Source organism: Vibrio orientalis CIP 102891 = ATCC 33934, assembly GCF_000176235.1.
Classification (GTDB): Bacteria; Pseudomonadota; Gammaproteobacteria; order Enterobacterales; family Vibrionaceae; genus Vibrio; species Vibrio orientalis.
In genome coordinates this window covers 81,053-101,675 of the sequence record NZ_ACZV01000005.1, presented here as the reverse complement: position 1 = coordinate 101,675, position 20,623 = coordinate 81,053, and the positions used below count along the sequence as shown (strand labels likewise).

Here is a 20,623-nt window from a genome sequence, read left to right as displayed (position 1 = left end):
TTTATTATTTTCATTCATCATAGCAAGTTATTACTCAAAGTCTGTAGCCTCTATTTAAGTGTGCGACAAAACTGGACAATATTCACCCAACACATTCACTCAGTGTAATCACCAGACATAAAGCGCAATGAAATTATCTCACCATCACTGATTAATTCAGCATCCCAGAGCGGAGAGTACCATACTAGCTTCCTCGGTGCGGTTTGAGGGTAGCGATTGATAAATCGAACTAAAGCTTCATCGACCTCACTCATTGAACGTTGAGAGCTCTGCTGGGAGATATCAAAGCGCTGTTCCATTACTTCAACACTCTGCAAAGAGAAGCCGTCGCTACGTAGGTTGAGTTGAAGTTGAGACAGCTGATGAGCAGAAAATTCACTAAGTAGTTCAATCTCAAGCGCAGACTCCCCCACGATTGCTTGGGCAAAGTAACTCTCTCGATAATAACCAAGCTCATCCTCACACCATGTATTCTCATCACACTCTTGCCATGAGCTGAGAATGTTTTGCCTAAGGGTATCGGGTTGACTGGATAGAGTTAAGGTATTTGCTGATGCGTTAAAAGCAACCGATACATTAAGAGAAAACAAGGCAATAAACGCCGTAAACCATCGCATTCATGACTCCGTTAAAACAACAAAGCCGCTGAAAAACAGCGGCTTTGATTAACAACTTTGACTTAATACCTTATGGCATCTCATCAAACTCTGCACCTTCTTTTTCTACTTGAGGTGGCATTAGGTGTTCTTTGGTAATACCCAGTTTCAATGCCAGTGCCGAAGCCACGTAGATTGAAGAGTATGTACCAACCGTAATACCGAGTAGAAGCGCAGTGGCGAAACCGTGAATCATCGCACCGCCTTGAACAAACAAAGCAATAACTACGAACAAGGTCGTACCCGATGTGATCAATGTACGGCTCAATGTCTGTGTGATTGAGCTATTCATAACATCAGATGGTTCACCCTTACGCATCTTACGGAAGTTCTCACGGATCCGGTCAAATACAACGATGGTATCGTTGAGCGAGTAACCGACCACCGTTAGTAGTGCAGCGACAATGGTCAAGTCTACTTCGATCTGCATCATCGAGAATACGCCCAGCGTGATGATAACGTCGTGCGCTAGTGCTAATACCGCACCCGCCGCTAAACGCCACTCAAATCGAACCGATACGTAGATCAAGATACAGATGAGAGACACGAGAATCGCAAGACCACCAGCTTCAGTAAGCTCATCACCTACATTCGGCCCAACGAACTCAATACGGCGCATTTCAACGCTTTCGCCCGTGCCGTCCTTGATAGCGTTAAGAATCTGGTTACCCAACGTCTCACCCGCCATATCGTCACGAGGACGTAGACGAACCATTACTTCACGAGCACTACCAAAGTTCTGCACCGTTGCGTCACCAAAGCCTTCCGCTTCCAGTGCACTACGAATATCTTCAAGGTTTGCTGGCTGTTCAAAACCAACTTCGATTAGAGTACCGCCAGTAAAGTCTAGACCCCAGTTCAACCACTTAGTTGATAGAGTAAAGATTGACGCACCAATCATCAAAATTGAGAACACAAATGCCAGCTTCGACCAACGCATAAAGTCGATCGTATTTTCTGCTTTTAGAATCTGAAACATACTAATTCCTAGCCTTAGATCGACAGTTTGTTAATTCGTTTACCACCGTATGCAAGGTTCACGATACAACGCGTCCCTACAATGGCTGTAAACATAGAAGTTAAGATACCGATAGACAGTGTCACGGCGAAACCTTTGATCGCACCTGTACCGACTGCAAATAGAATAATCGCAGTGATAAGCGTGGTAATGTTCGCATCGGCAATGGTACTAAACGCATTGGCATAACCTTGGTGAATCGCCTGTTGAGGGCTGCGGCCATCTCTTAGCTCTTCACGGATACGCTCAAAGATCAGTACGTTGGCATCAACAGCCATACCGACGGTCAGTACAATACCGGCAATACCTGGCAAGGTCATAGTCGCACCCGGAATCATCGACATCACACCAATGATCAACACTAAGTTAGCCATGAGCGCAACGTTCGCGATCATGCCGAACTTACGGTAGTAAAGCAGTGTGAATAGCATTACTGCAACCATACCCCAGATCATCGCTTGAATACCCATATCGATGTTCTGTTGACCCATAGATGGACCAATGGTACGTTCTTCAACAATCGAGATAGGCGCGATTAGAGCACCTGCACGAAGTAGAAGTGCTAGGTTGTGCGCTTCAGCAGCGGAATCAATACCTGTAATGCGGAAGTTACGACCAAGAGCCGATTGAATCGTTGCTTGGTTGATTACTTCTTCATGCTTGTTCAGAATCACACGGCCTTCAGGAGTACGACGACCACTGTCTTTGTATTCTGCAAAAACCGTTGCCATTAGCTTGCCAATGTTCTGACGAGAGAACGCTGCCATCTTGTTACCACCTTCGCTATCGAGCGAGATGTTAACTTGAGGGCGACCGTATTCATCAACACTTGAGCTTGCGTCAGTGATGCTTTGACCACCTAGAATGACACGTTTCTTAAGTACCACTGGGCGACCATCACGATCTTGCTTGATTTCACTGCCCGCTGGCGCACGGCCATTAGCAGCAGCGGCAAGGTCGGCTTTAGAGTCCACTTCACGGAACTCTAGCGTCGCTGTTGCCCCAAGAATTTCTTTCGCGCGAGCAGTATCTTGAACACCCGGAAGCTCAACAACAATGCGGCTAGCACCTTGACGTTGAACTAACGGCTCAGCAACACCTAGTTCGTTAACACGATTACGTAGGATAGTGATGTTTTGCTCAACAGCGTAGTTGCGAATCTCCGTCAGACGCTGCTCAGTAAAAGTTGCTGTAATAGAAAAGCGGCCGTCTGAATCAGACGTTGTAAACAGCATGTCTGGGTGATTTTTTTCAAGAATACGTTCTGCTTCAGCTAGCTGCTCAGCATTGCGTAGCAGTACTTCGACACCTTCTTTACCCGCAGGGCGAATCGCGCGGTAACGAATTTTCTCTTCACGAAGTTCACTACGAAACGCTTCTTCTTGCTGACCGACTAGCTTCTCCATCGCAGCGTCCATATCCACTTCCATTAAGAAGTGAACACCACCACGTAGGTCAAGACCTAGCTTCATTGGCGCAGCACCAATAGATTCAAGCCAATCCGGAGTCGCAGGAGCTAGGTTAAGAGCAACAATTTTGTCTTTGCCAAGCGCTTCGTTGATGATATCGCGAGCACTGATTTGTGTGTCAGTGTCGTTAAAACGTACAAGAATAGATCCATTTTCGAGAGCAATGGATTTATGAGATAAGCCCTGATCATCTAGAGCTTTAGTGACAGAATCCAGCGTTGACATATCTACAGAGGCGCCACGCGCCCCTGTAACTTGAATAGCCGGATCTTCACCGTAGAGATTTGGAAGTGCATACAATGCTGCGATAGCGATGGTAAACATCACCATCAGATACTTCCATATTGGATAGCGGTTTAGCACAGCGGAGATCCTTTAGCTGTTTATAGAGACTTTAGCGTACCTTTTGGTAGCACTGCAGTAACGAAATCTTTCTTGATAACAACTTCGTTATTTGTGTTCAGCTCGATAGAGATGTAGTCGTTGTCTTCTGCGATTTTAGTGATTTTACCCACTAGGCCACCGCTAGTTAGCACTTCGTCACCTTTACCCATTGAGCCCATTAGGTTCTTGTGCTCTTTAACACGCTTAGCTTGTGGACGGTAGATCATGAAGTAGAAGATCACCGCGAACATACCTAGCATGATTAGCATTTCAAAACCGCCGCCTGCTGGTGCGCCTTCTACTGCTGCGTGAGCTTGAGAAATAAACATTAAAATATCCTCTATTATTTTTAATAATGTCCAAGTTGGGCATTCGCCAATTAGTTTCAAGTCTGAGAGTGACCAATAGAGATCGCTCTCTCAAAAATAGCGTGCGTTTGCCTACTTTATTAGCAAAAGCCTCTGGCACAATACCAAAGGCTTTAATTCTTAAATGTGTCGATTACTGCTCTTTTGCCAGTGGCGGAACTTCGCGGCCACGACGCTCATAGAACTCTTGCACGAACTCATCAAAACGATCTTCATCAATTGCCGTACGAATACTTTCCATCAGACGCTGGTAGTAACGTAGGTTGTGAATCGTATTTAGACGTGCACCTAGAATTTCGTTACAACGCTCTAGGTGGTGAAGGTACGACTTAGAGTAGTTTTGACAAGTGTAACAGTCACAGTGCGGATCTAATGCAGTTGTATCTGTTTTGTGTTTCGCATTACGGATCTTGATCACACCGCCAGTCACAAATAGGTGACCATTACGTGCGTTACGCGTTGGCATTACACAGTCAAACATATCGATACCACGACGAACACCTTCAACTAGGTCTTCTGGTTTGCCTACACCCATTAGGTAACGAGGCTTGTCTTCTGGTAGCTGTGGACATGTGTGCTCAAGAATACGGTGCATGTCTTCTTTTGGCTCACCTACTGCTAGGCCGCCGACTGCATAACCGTCAAAGCCAATCTCAGTTAGGCCTTTTACAGATACATCACGTAGGTCTTCGTAAACACCACCTTGAACGATACCAAATAGGTTGTTCGGGTTTTCGAGTTTATCGAAGTGGTCACGTGAGCGCTGTGCCCAACGTAGTGACATTTCCATCGATTTCTTCGCTTCATTATGCGTCGCTGGGTATGGCGTACACTCGTCGAAGATCATTACGATGTCTGAACCTAGGTCTTTTTGGATTTCCATCGACTTTTCAGCGTCCATGAAGATCTTGTCACCGTTTACAGGGTTACGGAAATGTACACCTTGCTCAGTGATAGTACGCATCTTACCTAGGCTGAATACTTGGAAACCGCCTGAATCTGTAAGAATAGGACCGTGCCAGTTCATAAAATCGTGCAGGTCACCATGCATTTTCATTACTTCCTGACCTGGGCGTAGCCATAGGTGGAAAGTGTTACCAAGAAGAATTTCAGCACCCGTGCCTTTTACTTCTTCAGGAGTCATACCTTTAACAGTACCGTAAGTACCGACTGGCATGAATGCAGGTGTTTGAACTGTGCCACGTTCAAAGGTCAGTTGACCACGACGCGCAACACCGTCTTTTTTCTTAAGATCGAATTTTAACTTCACGAAGCCTCCGGTTGTCAGAGAAACAGTCTGACATTAAGTTCAGAGCTTTAAGCTCTATGAGGAGCGGTCGCCTTCCATGCGAGATGCAGAATAACTGATTATTCTGCTTCCTAGCGTACTGCTAGCACTCGTAAATTGTTTGCGTTCAGCTCGATGCTGAACATAAGAGATTCCCTACTCGTTCGTCCCTCACTCTATGGAATGACAAGCACGTCATTCCTGAATCGAGGTACGAGATGTCAGGAATCTCTCAAAGTAATCTATGCTGTTTTCTTTTTGATGAACATCGAATCGCCATATGAGAAGAAGCGGTACTTATTCTCGACTGCGTGCTTATACGCGTTCATCGTATTGTCATAACCTGCGAAAGCACTCACTAACATAATCAGAGTGGACTCTGGCAAGTGGAAGTTAGTAATCAAACAATCGACTAACTGGTATTCGTAACCTGGAAAGATGAAAATCTCGGTATCACCGAAGAACGGTACCAATTCAGTGCCTTTTTTAAGCGCATCTTGCGCGGCACTTTCTAGCGAGCGTACCGATGTGGTTCCCACCGCAATGATGCGGCCGCCACGTGCTTTAGTGGCATTAATCGCATCAACCACTTCCTGCGGTACTTCGACGTACTCGGCATGCATGTGGTGTTCATGGATGTCATCAACTTTGACAGGTTGGAAAGTACCCGCACCTACGTGCAGAGTAACATACGCAAATTCAGCACCTTTCGCTTTGATCTTTTCAAGCAAAGGTTCATCAAAATGAAGACCCGCTGTTGGTGCGGCTACGGCCCCCGGCTTCTCGTTGTAAACCGTTTGGTAGCGCTCTTTATCTGAATCTTCGTCTGGGCGGTCAATGTACGGTGGCAGTGGCATGTGGCCAATTTCTTCCAGTACTGCTAGCACGTTTTGCTCTGAGTTAAACTTTAACTCGAACAGGGCGTCATGACGCGCGACCATCTGTGCAGAAAACTCGTCATTCTCACCGACAAAAATCGTACTGCCCGGTTTTGGTGATTTTGAACAGCGAACGTGAGCCAAAATGCTCTTTTCGTCCACTACACGCTCGACCAAGACTTCTAATTTACCGCCTGATTCTTTACGGCCAAACATACGCGCTGGAATCACTCGTGTATTGTTGAATACAACTAAGTCGCCTGGCTGAACTTGCTCTAACACATCAGTAAATGTGCCATCAACAAGCTCACCGGTATTGCCATCCATTTGTAATAAACGGCTTGCGGTACGCTCCGGTTGTGGGTAACGAGCAATAAGCTCATCCGGTAAATCAAAGTGAAAATCTGATACTTGCATGTTACTAATCTTAAGTCGTGGTTTCTTATGTCGTGATGGAAGCCGAACTGATTCTGTCACAAACAGACGACGAGTTTTTCGCAGCCGACTAGTATATTGTGCGTGCGAGCAATAGCAAGGAAAGAGATGTGAATTATTGTAATCATTTACGCAATTTGCCCTCCAAACTCATCTATTATCCTGCTGAATTATTCACCAATTGATTTACCACAAAAAAGTCGTGGTTATAGCAGTAAAAACAGGTTTAGCTCTCAAACTCAATCGAAGAAAATTACTATATTTAAAGGGCAAAGAATAATAACTCAGGAGGCAGCCATGATTAAGGTAGAAGAAATGATGACGCGTAACCCTCATACGCTTCTTCGCTCTCACAATCTCGCCGATGCAAAAAGCATGATGGAAGCGCTCGATATTCGTCACGTTCCAATCATTGATGCAGATAGAAAACTGCTTGGGGTCGTATCTCAGCGAGATGTACTCTCGGCTGAAGAATCTAGCCTACAGAAACTTCCGGAAAGTCAGTCCTATACGCTCAATACACCACTTTATGATGTGATGAAGACCAGTGTTATGTCGGTATCACCACAAGCTGGCTTAAAAGAAAGTGCTATTTATATGCAAAAACATAAAGTGGGCTGTCTTCCCGTGGTAGAGAAAGGCGAGCTGGTCGGAATTATCACCGACAGTGACTTTGTTGCGATTGCGATTAACTTGCTTGAGCTACAAGAAGAGGTCGAGCCTGAGGAAGTTGATTAACCCTATTCATTCCATCACGCTAAAAAGTAGCTTTTATAAATAGCTCTTAATAGCGTGATGACGCTTGCTAATCATTCCGCAAGATCTCAGGGCGGCGAGAAACCGCTTGCAATGAAGGGTGACTTCTAACCGACAGGGTTGGCTCTAGTAGAACCAAACGCTGCGCTAACTCACCTTGCTGAATCGCTTCGATCATCATATCAAAGCCTAACAAGGCAATTTTCCTAATCGGCTGCCTAATACTTGAGAAGCCAAGTGACTGAGCAATAAAGGTGTCATCAAAGCCGATGATATCGACCTTATGGCTCACCTTTTGTTCTTGTAAGGCATTGTGCAAATGACTCGCGGAAATATCATCGGAGCAAAACACGGCCTCGATAGGCTGAGGATGATGAGAGATCCACTTTTCAATGTAATCACGCAAAGAGTCTGAGTCATAAGGAGCAAGAACAGACTCCGTTGGTAATTCTTTCCCCAACCTAAACAGCTCGTTTTGATAGCCAAGTAGCCTATCTGATTTAGTGTCACTGGCTCCGAGGTAACCCAATTTCCGATACCCCTGCTGGACAAAGTATTTCGCTGCCAACTCCCCACCATGTTGGTGGTGAGTACCGATGCTGATGGTATTTGGCGCAGTCGCCGTTAATAGCACTACCGGGAAAGGTAAATCATTAAGGTAGGTTAAATGCTCTTGCTTTAAAGAACGCGGGATAAGAAAAACGCCATCGACTTTATGGTTGATACACTCAGAAAAAAACGTCTTTTCTAGCTGAAGGTTATTACGGCTATTAAACAGCAGCAGGCTTCGACCATGCTTGTAAGCCTCCTCTTCCAGAACATCGACCAACTGAGAAAAAAATGGGTTAGACATATTGCGCACAATTACCGCGAACAGCTTAGTTGGCTTCTTCCTCTTCTCTGGCGGTTTTTGATAATTAAGCTCTGTCATAGCCAACTCTACCGCTTGCTTAGCTTCAACAGAGACACGCTCGCTGCCATTGAGCACTCTAGAAACCGTCGCAATAGAGACCCCTGCCCTTTTGGCCACGTCACGAATCGTCATCGTACACCTATCCACACTTTCTATCAGTAAGCGTCATATATTACCCATCACCATGTAACAAGACTTTGTGTTACATCACAACCTGCTCTCTATTTGTTCAAAACGCCATCAAATTGAGTGAATAAAAGTGCAGCGCTATTTTCACCCTTTATCAAGCGCACTATGATTTTCTCAACCCAGGTTATTAGGTAAATAAACGTGCAAGAACAAAAATACAAAACCATCAACATGGCCAGTGAATTGGATAATGAGAAATTTGAGAAAATAAAATCAAAATCAACATTTCGACCTCTATTCCATATTAGTCCGCCGCATGGACTATTAAATGACCCTAATGGTTTTTGTTATTTCAACAATAAATACCACTTATTTTACCAATGGTTTCCGTTTGATACTTACCATGGCATGAAACATTGGATGCACTTAACTTCTGATGATTTATTAACCTGGCAAGAACATGGTTCAAAAATAACACCATTGGAACAATATGAATCACACGGAGCCTATTCTGGAGGTGCTCTGGTTGAAAATAACCAATCGTACCTTTTCTACACCGGAAATATTAAGCGTGGTAATGAGCGTGATGCCAATCAGTGTTTAGCAATTTTAGATAACAACAATCAAGTCACCAAGCACCCTGATAACCCAGTTATTACGTCTGTACCTGAAGGCTATACCGGCCATGTCCGTGACCCCAAGATCATTAAACACGATAACCAATACTTTATGTTACTTGGCGCGCAAAGAGAGTCAGACTTAAAAGGTGAAATCATCATCTATCAATCTGACGATCTTTTAGATTGGCACTACAAAGGGCCACTCGACATTCAAATTGATGGCGAGTTCCTTGAGGCATACATGTATGAATGCCCTGATTTACTTGAAGTAGATGGACATGATGTACTGATTTTTTCCCCACAAGGCGTTACTGCTGATGGAACTCGCTTCCACAACAAGTTCAATGTTATCTATTGCTTAGGTCAGGTTAACTTTGACCAATTAACTTTCAAGGTCACGCACTGGGATGAATTAGATCGCGGCTTCGATTTCTATGCCCCACAAACAATGGCCAATGCGCCCAAGCAACAAACCTTAATTGCGTGGGCAGGGACAGACGATCACTTGCCAAGCGAAGAGCATGGCTGGATTAACTGCTTAACCCTGCCAAGAACATTGGCTGTCGAGCAACAACGATTGCTGCAAAAGCCAAGTATTGTGACGACTGCGGCTGTAAGAAAACACGAAAAAATTGGACATTTAATTACTAATCAAGGAGTTGAATTAGAAGAGTTATCTTTCTCTTTAAACGTAAATAATTTAAACAAAGATAACCATTTAAAAATTTCACTAAATACACCAAGTGGTAAAGAGTTAACGTTTTCTATTAATAACAACACCATTACTTTAAATAGAGAGCATTATGACCATCACCAAGATGATTGGAAATATGGTTGTAAACGAGAACATCAAACTGATTACGACATTAAAGATATTCACTTGATATGCGATCAAAGCATTATTGAAATTTATATTAATAATGGACGAGATGTATTTACCTGTCTTTTCTTTCCTACTCAAGAAGAGCATCAGCTAAATATCTCTACAGAAAAAAATGCTCAACTCGATACCCAGCTAACCTACCTTACAATATAATAAAGTGGTGAACAGAATGAATTATGACGCTACCGTAAATGAGATACTGGATAGTATCGGGGGCCTAGATAACATCCGCAACGCTGAGCATTGTGCTACGCGTCTACGCCTCATCCTTAAAGATAATGACAAGGTCAATACCGACAAAGCGAAAGAGATCAACCAGATCAGTGGCTACTTTTATCAATCTGGCCAACACCAATTCATCATTGGTACTGGCAAGGTTTCCCATGTTTATGAATCGCTAAAACGCGCTTTAGGTGGAGAGCTTGAAAATTCTAATTTCAAACAAGACGCCTTTGCAGACATGACGGCAAGTCAAAAAGTCGTTCGTACCTTAGCCGACATTCTGATTCCACTGATCCCTGCACTGGTGACAACCGGTTTGCTAATGGGCCTGCGTGGCATGATGCTTCACTCTGACGTTGAATTCTCTCCCGAGATATTAGCCCTGTTTAGCATGCTAACCGATACCGCTTTTGCCTTTTTACCTGTTTTGATTGCTTACTCTGCGGCAAAGAAATTCGGTGGTAATGCCATTATTGCTATCGTAGTTGGCTTAATGATGGTTGCCCCTCAATTGCCTAATGCGTGGGTGGTTGCCAATGGCGGCGCGGATCCTATGATGGTCAATTTACTCGGAATAAATTTCCCACTGGTTGGCTACCAAGGCACGGTGCTGCCTGCCATTTTTGCAGGTTGGTTTGTCTCTTACTTAGAACGCAACCTACGCCGCTTTATTCCAGCCAGTATGGACTTAGTCTTTACGCCATTTTTGACCATCACTATTGCAGTGTTCGTCATCCTGTTCGGCTTTGGCCCAATCCTACAAACTATTGAGCACGGCTGTACCTCATTGGTGCGCATGGCACTCGACCTACCACTTGGTCTAGGTTACATCCTATATGGTGCTGTACAGCAAATGATCGTTATCACCGGTCTGCATCACGCATTAGGTGTGATTGAAATTGGCCTACTGAATGAAACTGGCGTGAACCCACTTCAGCCACTAGGTACGGCTTCAATGGCAGGTCAATTCGGTGCGGCAATTGCGGTTGCGACTCTATTAAAAGACAAGATCAAGAAAGGTAATGCTTACAGTGCCTCAATGTCGACACTGTTTGGTATCACTGAGCCCCTACTGTTTGGTGTCAACCTTCAATACGGCAAAGTGTTTATGTTTGGCATGGTCGGTGGTGCTGTGGGTGGTTTCGTTACATACCTACTAAACATCAGTGCAACAGGCATGGGCATCACTTTTATACCGGGTATCTTACTTTACTCTCAGTCATTAACTGCGGTTCTAGGTTATCTCACGGTTATTGCAAGTGCCTTTGCGACCGCTTTTGTCCTGACCCGTATCTACAACCCAGTAAAAAATAGCCAATAACCCTATCTAGTTGGCTGGTTCACCCCTAGGCCAGTCAACTATTTTGCCCATCTTGCTATGCTCCGATGGGCACTTTTGTAAGGAACGAACTATGAACAAAGTTTGGCTCACCGGTGACGCCGTCGTTGACCTGATACCAGAAGGTGAGGATCGCTACTTAAAATGTCCGGGTGGCGCACCAGCTAACGTCGCAGTCGGCATTGCTCGCCTTGGTGGCAGCTGTGGCTTTTTTGGCCGCGTCGGAGATGACCCTCTAGGTCGCTTTATGGTCAATGTGCTTGATCAAGAAAATGTAGATGTAAGTAGCCTTAAACTCGATCCCGAGCAACGCACCTCAACCGTGATTGTTGACCTCGATGATCAAGGCGAACGCTCATTTACCTTTATGGTTAAGCCAAGTGCGGATCAATTCACTCTGCTAGTTGATATTCCCTCGTTTGAAGCGAATCAATGGCTTCACAGCTGTTCGATTGCCCTTGCAAACGAGCCGAGCCGCTCAACCACATTAGCGGCAATGTCAGCGATAAAAGAAGCAAACGGCTTTGTCAGCTTCGATCCAAACCTACGTGATGAAGTGTGGCAACAGCCGCAAGAGATTCGTCCTGTAGTAATGCGCGCGATTGAAATGGCCGACGTGGTGAAATTCTCCGAAGAAGAACTGCTCTATTTAACCGAAACCTCTTCTCTTGATGAAGGCTTGTCTGTGCTTTCTCACTGTGCGATACCATTGGTGCTGATCACGTTAGGGGAACACGGCGCATTGGCGATCGTTAACGGGCAACGACATCATGTAGAGTCACAATCTGTAAACGTTATAGACACGACAGGCGCTGGCGACGCATTTGTCAGTGGCTTACTCGCTTATCTATCACAACATGATGATTGGCAACAAGAAACAAAAGTGATTGAAGCCGTTCGCTGGGGCAATATCTGCGGTGCATTGGCAACCACACAAAAAGGCGCCATGAGTGCTCTACCAAACCACTCACTGCTGCTCTCCTACCTCGACCATTAAATCCACCGATTGCTGACATCTACGACGTGAGTGTCAGCAATTCCACTTTACGTTCAGTTATTTACGCTCTGCCTTATCGACTTCTTTAGGTTTCCTGGTCTCAAAATCAGCAGAATCCAAATATCCCCATTATAATTTACTTATAATTATATCAACCAAGTTGTACATACCGTCAGTTCAAACCTATTCCTCATAAAACCAAACAGGAACATTGGTATGAGCCTTAAAAAACTATTAACTTTGGGGTTTGGAGTAATCCTAGGCCTGATTTTGATCATTTCTGTCGTCGCTTCATTGCGCTTCTATCAGTCAAGTGGCGGTTTTAACACCTATCGAGCCCTTGCGTTAACCAGTGTGTCTACAGGGAGAGTTCAAGCGAATATTCTAGAAGCCCGACTCGCAGCGCTTAAATACATTAAAAATAATGATGAAGCGAATATTGCAGAACTGAATAAGCGAATTACCACCGCAATCGACCTAATAGAGGGGGTGATTAACTCGCACCTTGACGATGAGCACAAATCTGATTTCATCGCCATCGAAAATCAGTTAGCGCAATATCAAGCTGGCTTCAACCAAGTTATCCAGCTAGTCAATCAACGTAACAAGCTAGTGAAAGAGCAGCTTGATCCGGCTGGTTTAGGAATGCGAGTGTCGGTAACAAGTCTCATGAACCAAGCCGCAACTGAAGATGACTTAGACGTGGCAGTAAGCGCGGGGACGTTACAACAGCACTTACTACTTTCTCGTCTTTACGCGTCTAAATTTCTAACCAGCAATTCACAAAATGATGTTATGCGAGCCGAAAAAGAGTTTTCACTCGTCGCAGAGTTAGCAAGCAAGGTGGAGTCTCAATTGATCTCTGCACAACAAGTCTCGAATCTGAAAGCGTTCCAACAGCACTTTGAACAATACCGCTTAACATTTGCCAAAGTTGTTCAAACGATTAACAACCGAAACGAGATTATTTCTGGAACATTGGATGTCATGGGTGCCTCTGCTGCACGAACGATAGAAGAAATTAAACTAGACACGAAAGCTAAACAAGATACCGTCGGACCAGAAATGGTGGATCGCTTTGCCAATGCACAAGTGACCTTAATTGTTCTTTCTCTCATCGTAATCGTCAGTGCTCTCGGTATCGCTGTCGCCATCTACCGTAGTGTCTTGAAGGTTGTCGGTGGTGAACCAAGTCAGATCCAAGAGATGGTGGCAGAAGTCGCCTCAGGGAATCTTTCAACGCAGATTAGCACTACTGGGAAAGAGTCTGGCATATACGCTAACATACTGCAGATGCGCCTAGAACTCCGCCGTATCATTGAGGGTTTCCATCAAATTTCTGATAACGTTTCGTCTTCATCTATGTCCTTAACAGGCATCATGACTGAGACGGAAAGTAATGCTCAACAAGAGCTCAGCCAAGTAGAACAGATCGCGACCGCAATCAATGAGCTATCAAGTACAGCGTCTGAGGTGAGCCAGAACGCCGCCAACGCTGAAACGGCAGCTAGCGATGCCACAAATAATGTTGTTGAAGGTGGTCGTATCCTAGACTCTTCCGATCAGGTCTCGCAGAAAGTCGACAGCTCGATTGAAGAAACATCGAAGATCGTTAATCAGCTACAAGAATACTCGGTCGAGATCGGCACAGTCGTTGAAGTGATTAACTCCATTTCGGAGCAGACCAACTTACTCGCATTGAATGCAGCCATCGAGGCGGCTCGTGCTGGTGAACAAGGTCGAGGTTTTGCAGTAGTAGCAGATGAAGTGCGCTCGCTGGCAGCAAAAACTCAGCAATCAACCGTTGATATTCAAGAGATCATTTCTCGCTTACAAGCCCAAGCGAAAGACGCGAATCACTATATGCAGTCTAACTTAACCCTTGCTGAAGATTCTCGTAAATACAGCGAACAGCTTCGCTCCGCATTTTCTTCTATCACCGCGTCCGTATCACTGATTTCAGATATGAACACACAAGTGGCAACAGCATCTGAACAACAATCGGGAGTGACTCATGACATTTCAGAGAATGTATCTCAAACATTTGATCTAGTGAATAAAAACGCATCAGGTATCGAAGACAGTAAACGAGCCAGTGATGAACTGTCTAACCTGGCAGTGAAACAAAAAGAACTGTTGAGTTTCTTTAAACTTTAGCTAAAGCAGATAGAAAGGGAGAGGACTCCCTTTCTATCTTCGTCAATCACAGCGGAATTGCTTATAATCAATGATGGTTTGCATTTGAAGCTAACCATAATACAAGATAATCAGGAGTCCCATCCCGATCTGTATCCACTTCAGCGTAATCTGGAATCCCATTACCATCGTTGTCCACGCTTAAATCTGCAGACCCAACTAGAGTTTGTGGTGTGAATGGGTTGGTACCAATTTCAAGCTCAAGATAGTCATTAACGCCATCACTATCGCTATCCACCTCCATATAGTCAGGAACACCGTTTCTGTCACGATCAACCTGTTGGTCAGCATACTCTGAGAAGGTCATTAACATTGAGTGATCGAGGTTAACTAGAAATTCTAGATAGTTGGGAATCCCATCACCATCTGTATCGACCATATAATCCTGTTGTCGGGAAATCGTTTCAGCTTTTTGATGATTGAGGCCAACGTTCCATTCTATATAGTCAGGGATACCATCTGAGTCAGAGTCCACCTTAGTGTCATGGTGAATTCGATCACTTCGAGGCATATAAGGATAAAGACCAAGCTTAACCTCCACTATATTCGTTATCCCATCACCGTCGCTGTCTTCAAGACCGTCTGAAATACCATCATCGTCACTATCTTTCTTAGTCGGTTCTAGTCCCATCTCTAACTCTAAATTGTCAGGAATTCCGTCACCATCCGAATCAAACTCACCACCAGCAAGTTTTATGTCCGTGGGATGCACTACAACGCGCCCTCCTTCAGACATTCGGTTTATCTCAACTTCGTGGCATCCGACCAAAACGTTACTAGTAAATAAAGCCAAGAACAACTTAGGTGCAGAGATATTATTAATTCTATTCATTTACCCTAACTCCCATAAGCTCAACGTTCCAATTACAACACTGCGCTAGCCACTTAAGGTATGGATGTCATAACTTACGAAACATGGAGCAGATACTTAGCTCAGACAATTATTGCTTAATTATTAATATCGTAATTGAAACAAGGATTATATTAATAGCAAATTTTCCTACCACTCATTGATATGGTCTCCCTAAGTAGTAGCCTTGAGCAAAATTAACTTTTTGTTCTTTTAAAAACTCCCAGTCAGACAACCCCTCCACCCCCTCAGCAACAAGGTCAAACTTGTACTTTGAGGCCAGATTATTAATACCATTCCATTCTGAGATCTCCTTTTTTCTCAGAAATGCTTTATCTAGCTTAACAATACTTGGCTTTACGATCTTAATGCACTCTTCATCATGATGTGCACCCGTACCAAAGTCATCAATAGCAAATTTAACACCCGAAGATTTACAGAAATTTATATTTAGGATCATAAGGTTGAACTCTTCACCTTTTGGGTAGCTAGTATGCTCAGTTAGCTCGAACCATAAGTGAATACCTAAATCTTGACACTTTCTTATAATTTTAAAAGTATCCAATAAAAATAAATGACTGGCTAAATGGGAAGGTGAAATGTTAATGGATATAAACATCTCTTTTTCAATACTCTTATGATCCAACACCATGCAAAGTTTTTTCATAAACATTCGGGAAAAGTAATTAATTCCATTGTTTTCTTCTAAGTACTTCATAGATTGCTCAACAGAATGAGCATTGTCCCAACGACCTAATACTTCGTAACCTACAATCCTTCTATTATCCGTAGAAAATATCGGCTGAAATACAGGATAGAACTTGCCATTATAGATATCTTTCATTAATACATTGAAATAGCTAGAATCGAGTTTACATGCCAACATATGCTTAACTCCAAGGTAAGATCACTATCAAGTCTATTTCATCATTAAATGGAAAAAACAGCATATGAATTAAAACAATGTGCTGATCTGCCTAATTACTCTATACTTACTCAGAAAATTTACTATTTTACACTTGGTATAATTCGTCAATCATGTTTTCTAAGCACCTGAGAATATTAAGAAAAAACCTTAATTTAAGCCAACATCAGCTGGCCACAAAACTTAACCTAGCCAGCGATGAGTTTTTATCTATCGATGCCAACACTGTAAGTCGCTGGGAAAGAGGAATAATAAAACCGACGCTCTCAAAGCAACTTCGGATACTCCGTTGCTTTACTACAGACTTGATGCCTTATTTAAAGTCACTCAACCACCCTATTAGTAGTGACAAGCTCAATAGACTACTGTATACACGTTTCCAAAATGTCAATATTCGCTTGGCGACAGCTAGCTATAAAAAAACCGCAATAGAGAAAAAAATTGCCATCGAGGAAATGCCTCTATTTGATGCTCCTAATGATCACACAATTGACGACATCAAGTATCTTCACACCGAACTAGATATTGGATATCCTGGTCTTTTCGACATTAATCTTTATCAATATCACCGGGACAAAAAAGCAATTGGAAAAAAGTTCATCAACAAAGACACTAAGGCTCTTATCGGACACTCTGTTAGTCTCATCTTTGATGGTGGTTTTATCGAAAGTTCCGTGAAAAAAAACTCTGTATTTATAGATGTTACTCAAGCAGTAAAATACACCCCAACACAGACACTTTCGTGTTTAAATGCCATCCGATTTTCATCTAGCCTTGATGTATTCAAAACACAATTTTCGTCTCAATTAAAAAACTTAGCTACACATGCTAATGTCCATAATTACTATATTTGTGTAGAAAACCCTGAAGCTTTTGACTTTATGCACCAGCTAGGATTTGAAACTATTGCTTACGATACGAAAACATCTAAAAATGGGTGCAAAGTAGGGAGTAATTATTACAAGAGAGTATTGCTAGGTATCGACTCATCACTACTTCTTAGTAATAACGAATTACTAAGCCTACTTATAGATTGATTCAAAGGAGTAATTTAAACAAACTAAAAATAACGCAATGCATAAACAACTTGTTTACTAATGGTACTCACTTCGTATATAACCAGTCAAACCAAAGATAGGCAATCACAAAAAAAGAAAATAATAAATGCCTACACCTACACTGTTAAACATTTGGATAATTGAAGTAAATATCTAACATGAATAACTAGAGGTTTATGTGAATGGTTTATACATTTGGCCAACTACTTAAAAACATTCGACTTGAGAACAATGACAGTCAGGCAGATCTTGCCACTAAGTTGAACTTATCAAGTGAAGAGCTCTCTAGCGTAGATACTGTAACCATTAGCCGATGGGAACGAGGCGTAACAACACCAACTCCAAGTAAATGCTTACGTATCCTTAGATGCTTAGAAACAGACCTCTACGACTTTATTATTTCGCTCCCTAGCGACGCAACTCTCGATAACTTCAACGTAAGCATGCGAAAAAAATTTCAATCGCTGTCCGCTCGTATCACCTCAGCAAATTACGATTACGTTCCGTACTTTAATCAATTCCTCATTATCGAAAAGCCGCTTATTAGCACCAGACAAGATCCAATGATTGATAAACTTAGAAATTACCACTATAAAATCAGTTACTTAAAAGATGCCTTAAAAAGTGTGGATTTGGAGAGCAGCTATAAAGCAGAGAAGGCAATTGGGTGTAAATATGTTGATATGTTTAGCAACAATATACTTGGTCACAATATTGCGTTCACTTTCGAAAAAAACACGATCGAAAAACTGTTCCTCGAGCAGGGTTACAACATCGATCTAAATAAAGCATCAGCTTACACTAAGCAAAAGACATATGCTTATTTTAGCTTCAATAAGTTCTCCCTAAATGAAAAGGTATTAAGAAGACAAATAGTGAGTGAATTCAATTATTTAGCAAGAAGATCCAACATCTATAGTTACTATGTTTCTGTGGCCGTTGATTCCACGGTAAAGTTTTTGGAAAGCCTAAACTTTAAGATCACAGCGTATGAGGAACCATCTGACCTTGGAATTGTAAAAGTCGGTTCAAAAAAGTACTCTCGTGTGATCATGTCTATTGACACAAGTGACCTTCTAGCAAATAAAGAGGTCATTAAAATACTTACTTTATGTGACTCTTGCTCAAATCCTTGCTATAAGCGTTAACCTTATGTTCTCTGTATATGCAATCTATAAGTAAATAGACACCATCAATTGTTAACTCTTCAGGCTTTGTATGAGAGCGAGCTAATCTCTGCTCACATTCCATAAATAGTATTTTCAAAGCACTGTAGTTTTCAAAATTTACAGACATTACCAACCCCTCAGGTAATCAACTCCTATTTCGAAAGTTAGCATTAAAAACACTAGTATAATTAGCATGTATGGAATAAATAGCCAAACAATGCCTAAAGAAATACTAGAGCATATCGAGTTAGCATTAGTATATCGATGCTCTTACTTCTATAAATTAGATGTGATTATATGAAGATGTTGGTGTTTAACCAGACCACTCCCCCTTTTTATGGTCTGGAATTAGCTTTTAATGACTGCGAATAACACTATGTTATTGTGTCAAAAGCTTATTTAATCCGGTTTAGTCATCGCTATTCTGGTCGTCACTTTGGTAGTCTTTTTGTACTACCAAGGTGATTCTTTCTTTTATCTAATACCTCTATAAATTGCATTCATGTGTAAATAGAGCGCACCAATAAAAAAGAGCGGCGAAAGCCGCTCAAAAGCATGTCAAAGTTTATGCCTAAACAGAATATCCATACCCAAAGTCTAGTGAGCCAAAGCCTGCGTATTATGGCTCACTAGATGCGGTACTAATGGCTAGGGATTCTTAGAATTGGTCTTCTTCGGTTGACCCCGTCAATGCAGTGACTGAAGAGTTACCACCTTGAATCGTGTTAGTCATCTTATCGAAGTAACCTGTACCCACTTCTTGTTGGTGAGCTACGAAGGTGTAACCTTTTTCTGCCGCTTGGAACTCAGGACGTTGAACTTTCTCAACGTAGTGGCGCATACCTTCACCTTGTGCGTAATCATGCGCAAGTTCGAACATGTTGAACCACATGTTGTGGATACCTGCTAGCGTGATGAACTGGTACTTGTATCCCATATCAGATAGTTCTTGCTGGAACTTAGCAATCGTCTCTGCATCTAGGTTTTTCTCCCAGTTGAATGAAGGTGAACAGTTGTAAGCTAACAATTGTCCTGGGTATTCCGCATGAATCGCTTCAGCAAACTTGCGTGCTTCTTCTAGACACGGCGTAGCTGTTTCACACCAGATTAGGTCAGCGTATGGCGCATAAGCTAGACCGCGAGAGATAGCTTGGTCAATGCCAGCACGAACACGGTAGAAACCTTCTTGGGTACGTTCACCTTCGATGAAGTCCGCATCGTATGAATCACAATCTGACGTAATCAAGTCAGCTGCGTTTGCATCGGTACGAGCGATAACTAATGTTGTCGTTCCTGATACATCTGCCGCGAGACGAGCTGCAACTAGCTTTTGCACCGCTTCTTGAGTTGGGACTAGTACTTTACCGCCCATGTGGCCACACTTCTTCACTGACGCTAATTGGTCTTCGAAGTGAACACCTGCAGCACCTGCATCAATCATCGATTTCATTAGTTCGTAAGCGTTAAGTACACCACCAAAGCCTGCTTCAGCATCCGCTACGATTGGTAGGAAGTAATCAATACCACCTTCAGATTCTGGCGACTTACCATTTGACCACTGAATTTGGTCAGCACGGCGGAATGAGTTATTGATACGCTTAACCACTGAAGGAACAGAATCTACTGGGTATAGTGATTGGTCAGGGTACATAGTTGAAGCAGTGTTGTTATCTGCTGCTACCTGCCAGCCTGATAGGTAAATCGCTTCGATGCCTGCTTTCGCTTGTTGAACCGCTTGGCCACCTGTAAGTGCACCTAAACAGTTCACATAGCCTTTCTTCGCATCACCGTTAACCAGTGACCATAGCTTGTCTGCACCACGCTGCGCGATAGTATTCGCTGGCACCATAGAGCCTCGTAGTTCTACCACTTCGTCTGCTGAGTAAGGACGCTTAACGTTCTTCCAGCGTGGATTAGTTGCCCAGTCTTTTTCCAGAGCTTCGATTTGTTGGCGGCGAGTTAAGTTAGTCATCGGTTTATCCCTCTTTTGATGAGCGCTTCTTATGTTATGTAACGGGCGCTATGTTTCCTTGTTCCTTGGCAGTACTTCCTGCTCTGCCGCAGACGATT

At 43.1% G+C, this 20,623-nt stretch carries 17 protein-coding genes; 7 read left to right on the top strand and 10 right to left on the bottom strand.

Annotation, left to right across the window (positions count from 1 at the left end; genetic code table 11):
• Positions 1-95: 95 nt before the first annotated feature.
• The 6 genes from VIA_RS11035 to queA form a co-directional block, all read right to left on the bottom strand.
• Complete coding sequence (locus VIA_RS11035; protein ID WP_004413069.1) at positions 96-617, bottom strand: hypothetical protein; 522 nt, start codon at positions 615-617, stop codon at positions 96-98.
• A 70-nt stretch (positions 618-687) separates the two neighbouring features.
• The gene (secF, locus tag VIA_RS11030) at positions 688-1,635 is read right to left on the bottom strand and encodes a protein translocase subunit SecF (protein WP_004413067.1); all 948 of its coding nucleotides are present in this window, start codon (positions 1,633-1,635) and stop codon (positions 688-690) included.
• A gap of 14 nt (positions 1,636-1,649) precedes the next feature.
• Complete coding sequence (secD, locus tag VIA_RS11025) at positions 1,650-3,506, bottom strand: protein translocase subunit SecD (protein ID WP_004418060.1); 1,857 nt, start codon at positions 3,504-3,506, stop codon at positions 1,650-1,652.
• 20 nt (positions 3,507-3,526) lie between these two features.
• Positions 3,527-3,856, bottom strand: a complete 330-nt coding sequence (yajC, locus tag VIA_RS11020; RefSeq protein WP_004413065.1) for a preprotein translocase subunit YajC — start codon at positions 3,854-3,856, stop codon at positions 3,527-3,529.
• 172 nt (positions 3,857-4,028) lie between these two features.
• Positions 4,029-5,165, bottom strand: a complete 1,137-nt coding sequence (gene tgt, locus VIA_RS11015; protein ID WP_004413064.1) for a tRNA guanosine(34) transglycosylase Tgt — start codon at positions 5,163-5,165, stop codon at positions 4,029-4,031.
• Positions 5,166-5,425: 260 nt separating this feature from the next.
• Entirely contained in the window at positions 5,426-6,478 is a 1,053-nt protein-coding gene (queA, locus tag VIA_RS11010; RefSeq protein WP_004413063.1) for a tRNA preQ1(34) S-adenosylmethionine ribosyltransferase-isomerase QueA, read from the bottom strand.
• Positions 6,479-6,793: 315 nt separating this feature from the next.
• On the opposite strand from queA, the gene VIA_RS11005 reads away from it, so the two are divergent.
• Positions 6,794-7,234 carry a CBS domain-containing protein gene (locus tag VIA_RS11005; RefSeq protein WP_004413062.1) on the top strand — a complete coding sequence of 147 codons (441 nt, stop codon included), beginning with the start codon at positions 6,794-6,796 and terminating at the stop codon, positions 7,232-7,234.
• 67 nt (positions 7,235-7,301) lie between these two features.
• On the opposite strand, the gene VIA_RS11000 is transcribed toward VIA_RS11005, so the two are convergent.
• A complete protein-coding gene (locus tag VIA_RS11000; protein ID WP_004413061.1) occupies positions 7,302-8,297 on the bottom strand; it encodes a LacI family DNA-binding transcriptional regulator in 996 nt (331 codons plus the stop codon).
• Between the two features lie 198 nt (positions 8,298-8,495).
• Between VIA_RS11000 and VIA_RS10995 the strand changes: the two genes are divergently transcribed.
• From VIA_RS10995 to VIA_RS10980, 4 genes are all read left to right on the top strand, one after another.
• Positions 8,496-9,950 (top strand): glycoside hydrolase family 32 protein, encoded by a 1,455-nt coding sequence (locus tag VIA_RS10995; protein WP_004413060.1) that lies wholly within the window; start codon positions 8,496-8,498, stop codon positions 9,948-9,950.
• 16 nt (positions 9,951-9,966) lie between these two features.
• Positions 9,967-11,340, top strand: a complete 1,374-nt coding sequence (locus tag VIA_RS10990) for a PTS transporter subunit EIIC (RefSeq protein WP_004413059.1) — start codon at positions 9,967-9,969, stop codon at positions 11,338-11,340.
• Positions 11,341-11,431: 91 nt separating this feature from the next.
• Positions 11,432-12,355 (top strand): aminoimidazole riboside kinase, encoded by a 924-nt coding sequence (locus VIA_RS10985; RefSeq protein ID WP_004413058.1) that lies wholly within the window; start codon positions 11,432-11,434, stop codon positions 12,353-12,355.
• A gap of 216 nt (positions 12,356-12,571) precedes the next feature.
• Positions 12,572-14,512 (top strand): HAMP domain-containing methyl-accepting chemotaxis protein, encoded by a 1,941-nt coding sequence (locus tag VIA_RS10980; RefSeq protein ID WP_004413057.1) that lies wholly within the window; start codon positions 12,572-12,574, stop codon positions 14,510-14,512.
• A 67-nt stretch (positions 14,513-14,579) separates the two neighbouring features.
• Here VIA_RS10980 and VIA_RS10975 read toward each other — a convergent pair whose 3' ends face one another.
• Both VIA_RS10975 and VIA_RS10970 read right to left on the bottom strand, forming a co-directional pair.
• Entirely contained in the window at positions 14,580-15,383 is an 804-nt protein-coding gene (locus VIA_RS10975; protein ID WP_004413056.1) for a thrombospondin type 3 repeat-containing protein, read from the bottom strand.
• A gap of 175 nt (positions 15,384-15,558) precedes the next feature.
• Entirely contained in the window at positions 15,559-16,245 is a 687-nt protein-coding gene (locus VIA_RS10970; RefSeq protein ID WP_235801307.1) for an EAL domain-containing protein, read from the bottom strand.
• 194 nt (positions 16,246-16,439) lie between these two features.
• Here VIA_RS10970 and VIA_RS10965 point away from each other — a divergent pair, with 194 nt between their 5' ends.
• Together VIA_RS10965 and VIA_RS10960 are read left to right on the top strand one after the other, a co-directional pair.
• On the top strand, positions 16,440-17,363 hold the full coding sequence (locus VIA_RS10965) for a helix-turn-helix domain-containing protein (protein ID WP_004413054.1): 924 nt from the start codon (positions 16,440-16,442) through the stop codon (positions 17,361-17,363).
• A gap of 203 nt (positions 17,364-17,566) precedes the next feature.
• Entirely contained in the window at positions 17,567-18,532 is a 966-nt protein-coding gene (locus VIA_RS10960) for a helix-turn-helix transcriptional regulator (protein WP_004413053.1), read from the top strand.
• 679 nt (positions 18,533-19,211) lie between these two features.
• On the opposite strand, the gene aceA is transcribed toward VIA_RS10960, so the two are convergent.
• Positions 19,212-20,525 carry an isocitrate lyase gene (gene aceA / locus VIA_RS10955; protein ID WP_004413052.1) on the bottom strand — a complete coding sequence of 438 codons (1,314 nt, stop codon included), beginning with the start codon at positions 20,523-20,525 and terminating at the stop codon, positions 19,212-19,214.
• Between the last annotated feature and the right edge of the window lie 98 nt (positions 20,526-20,623).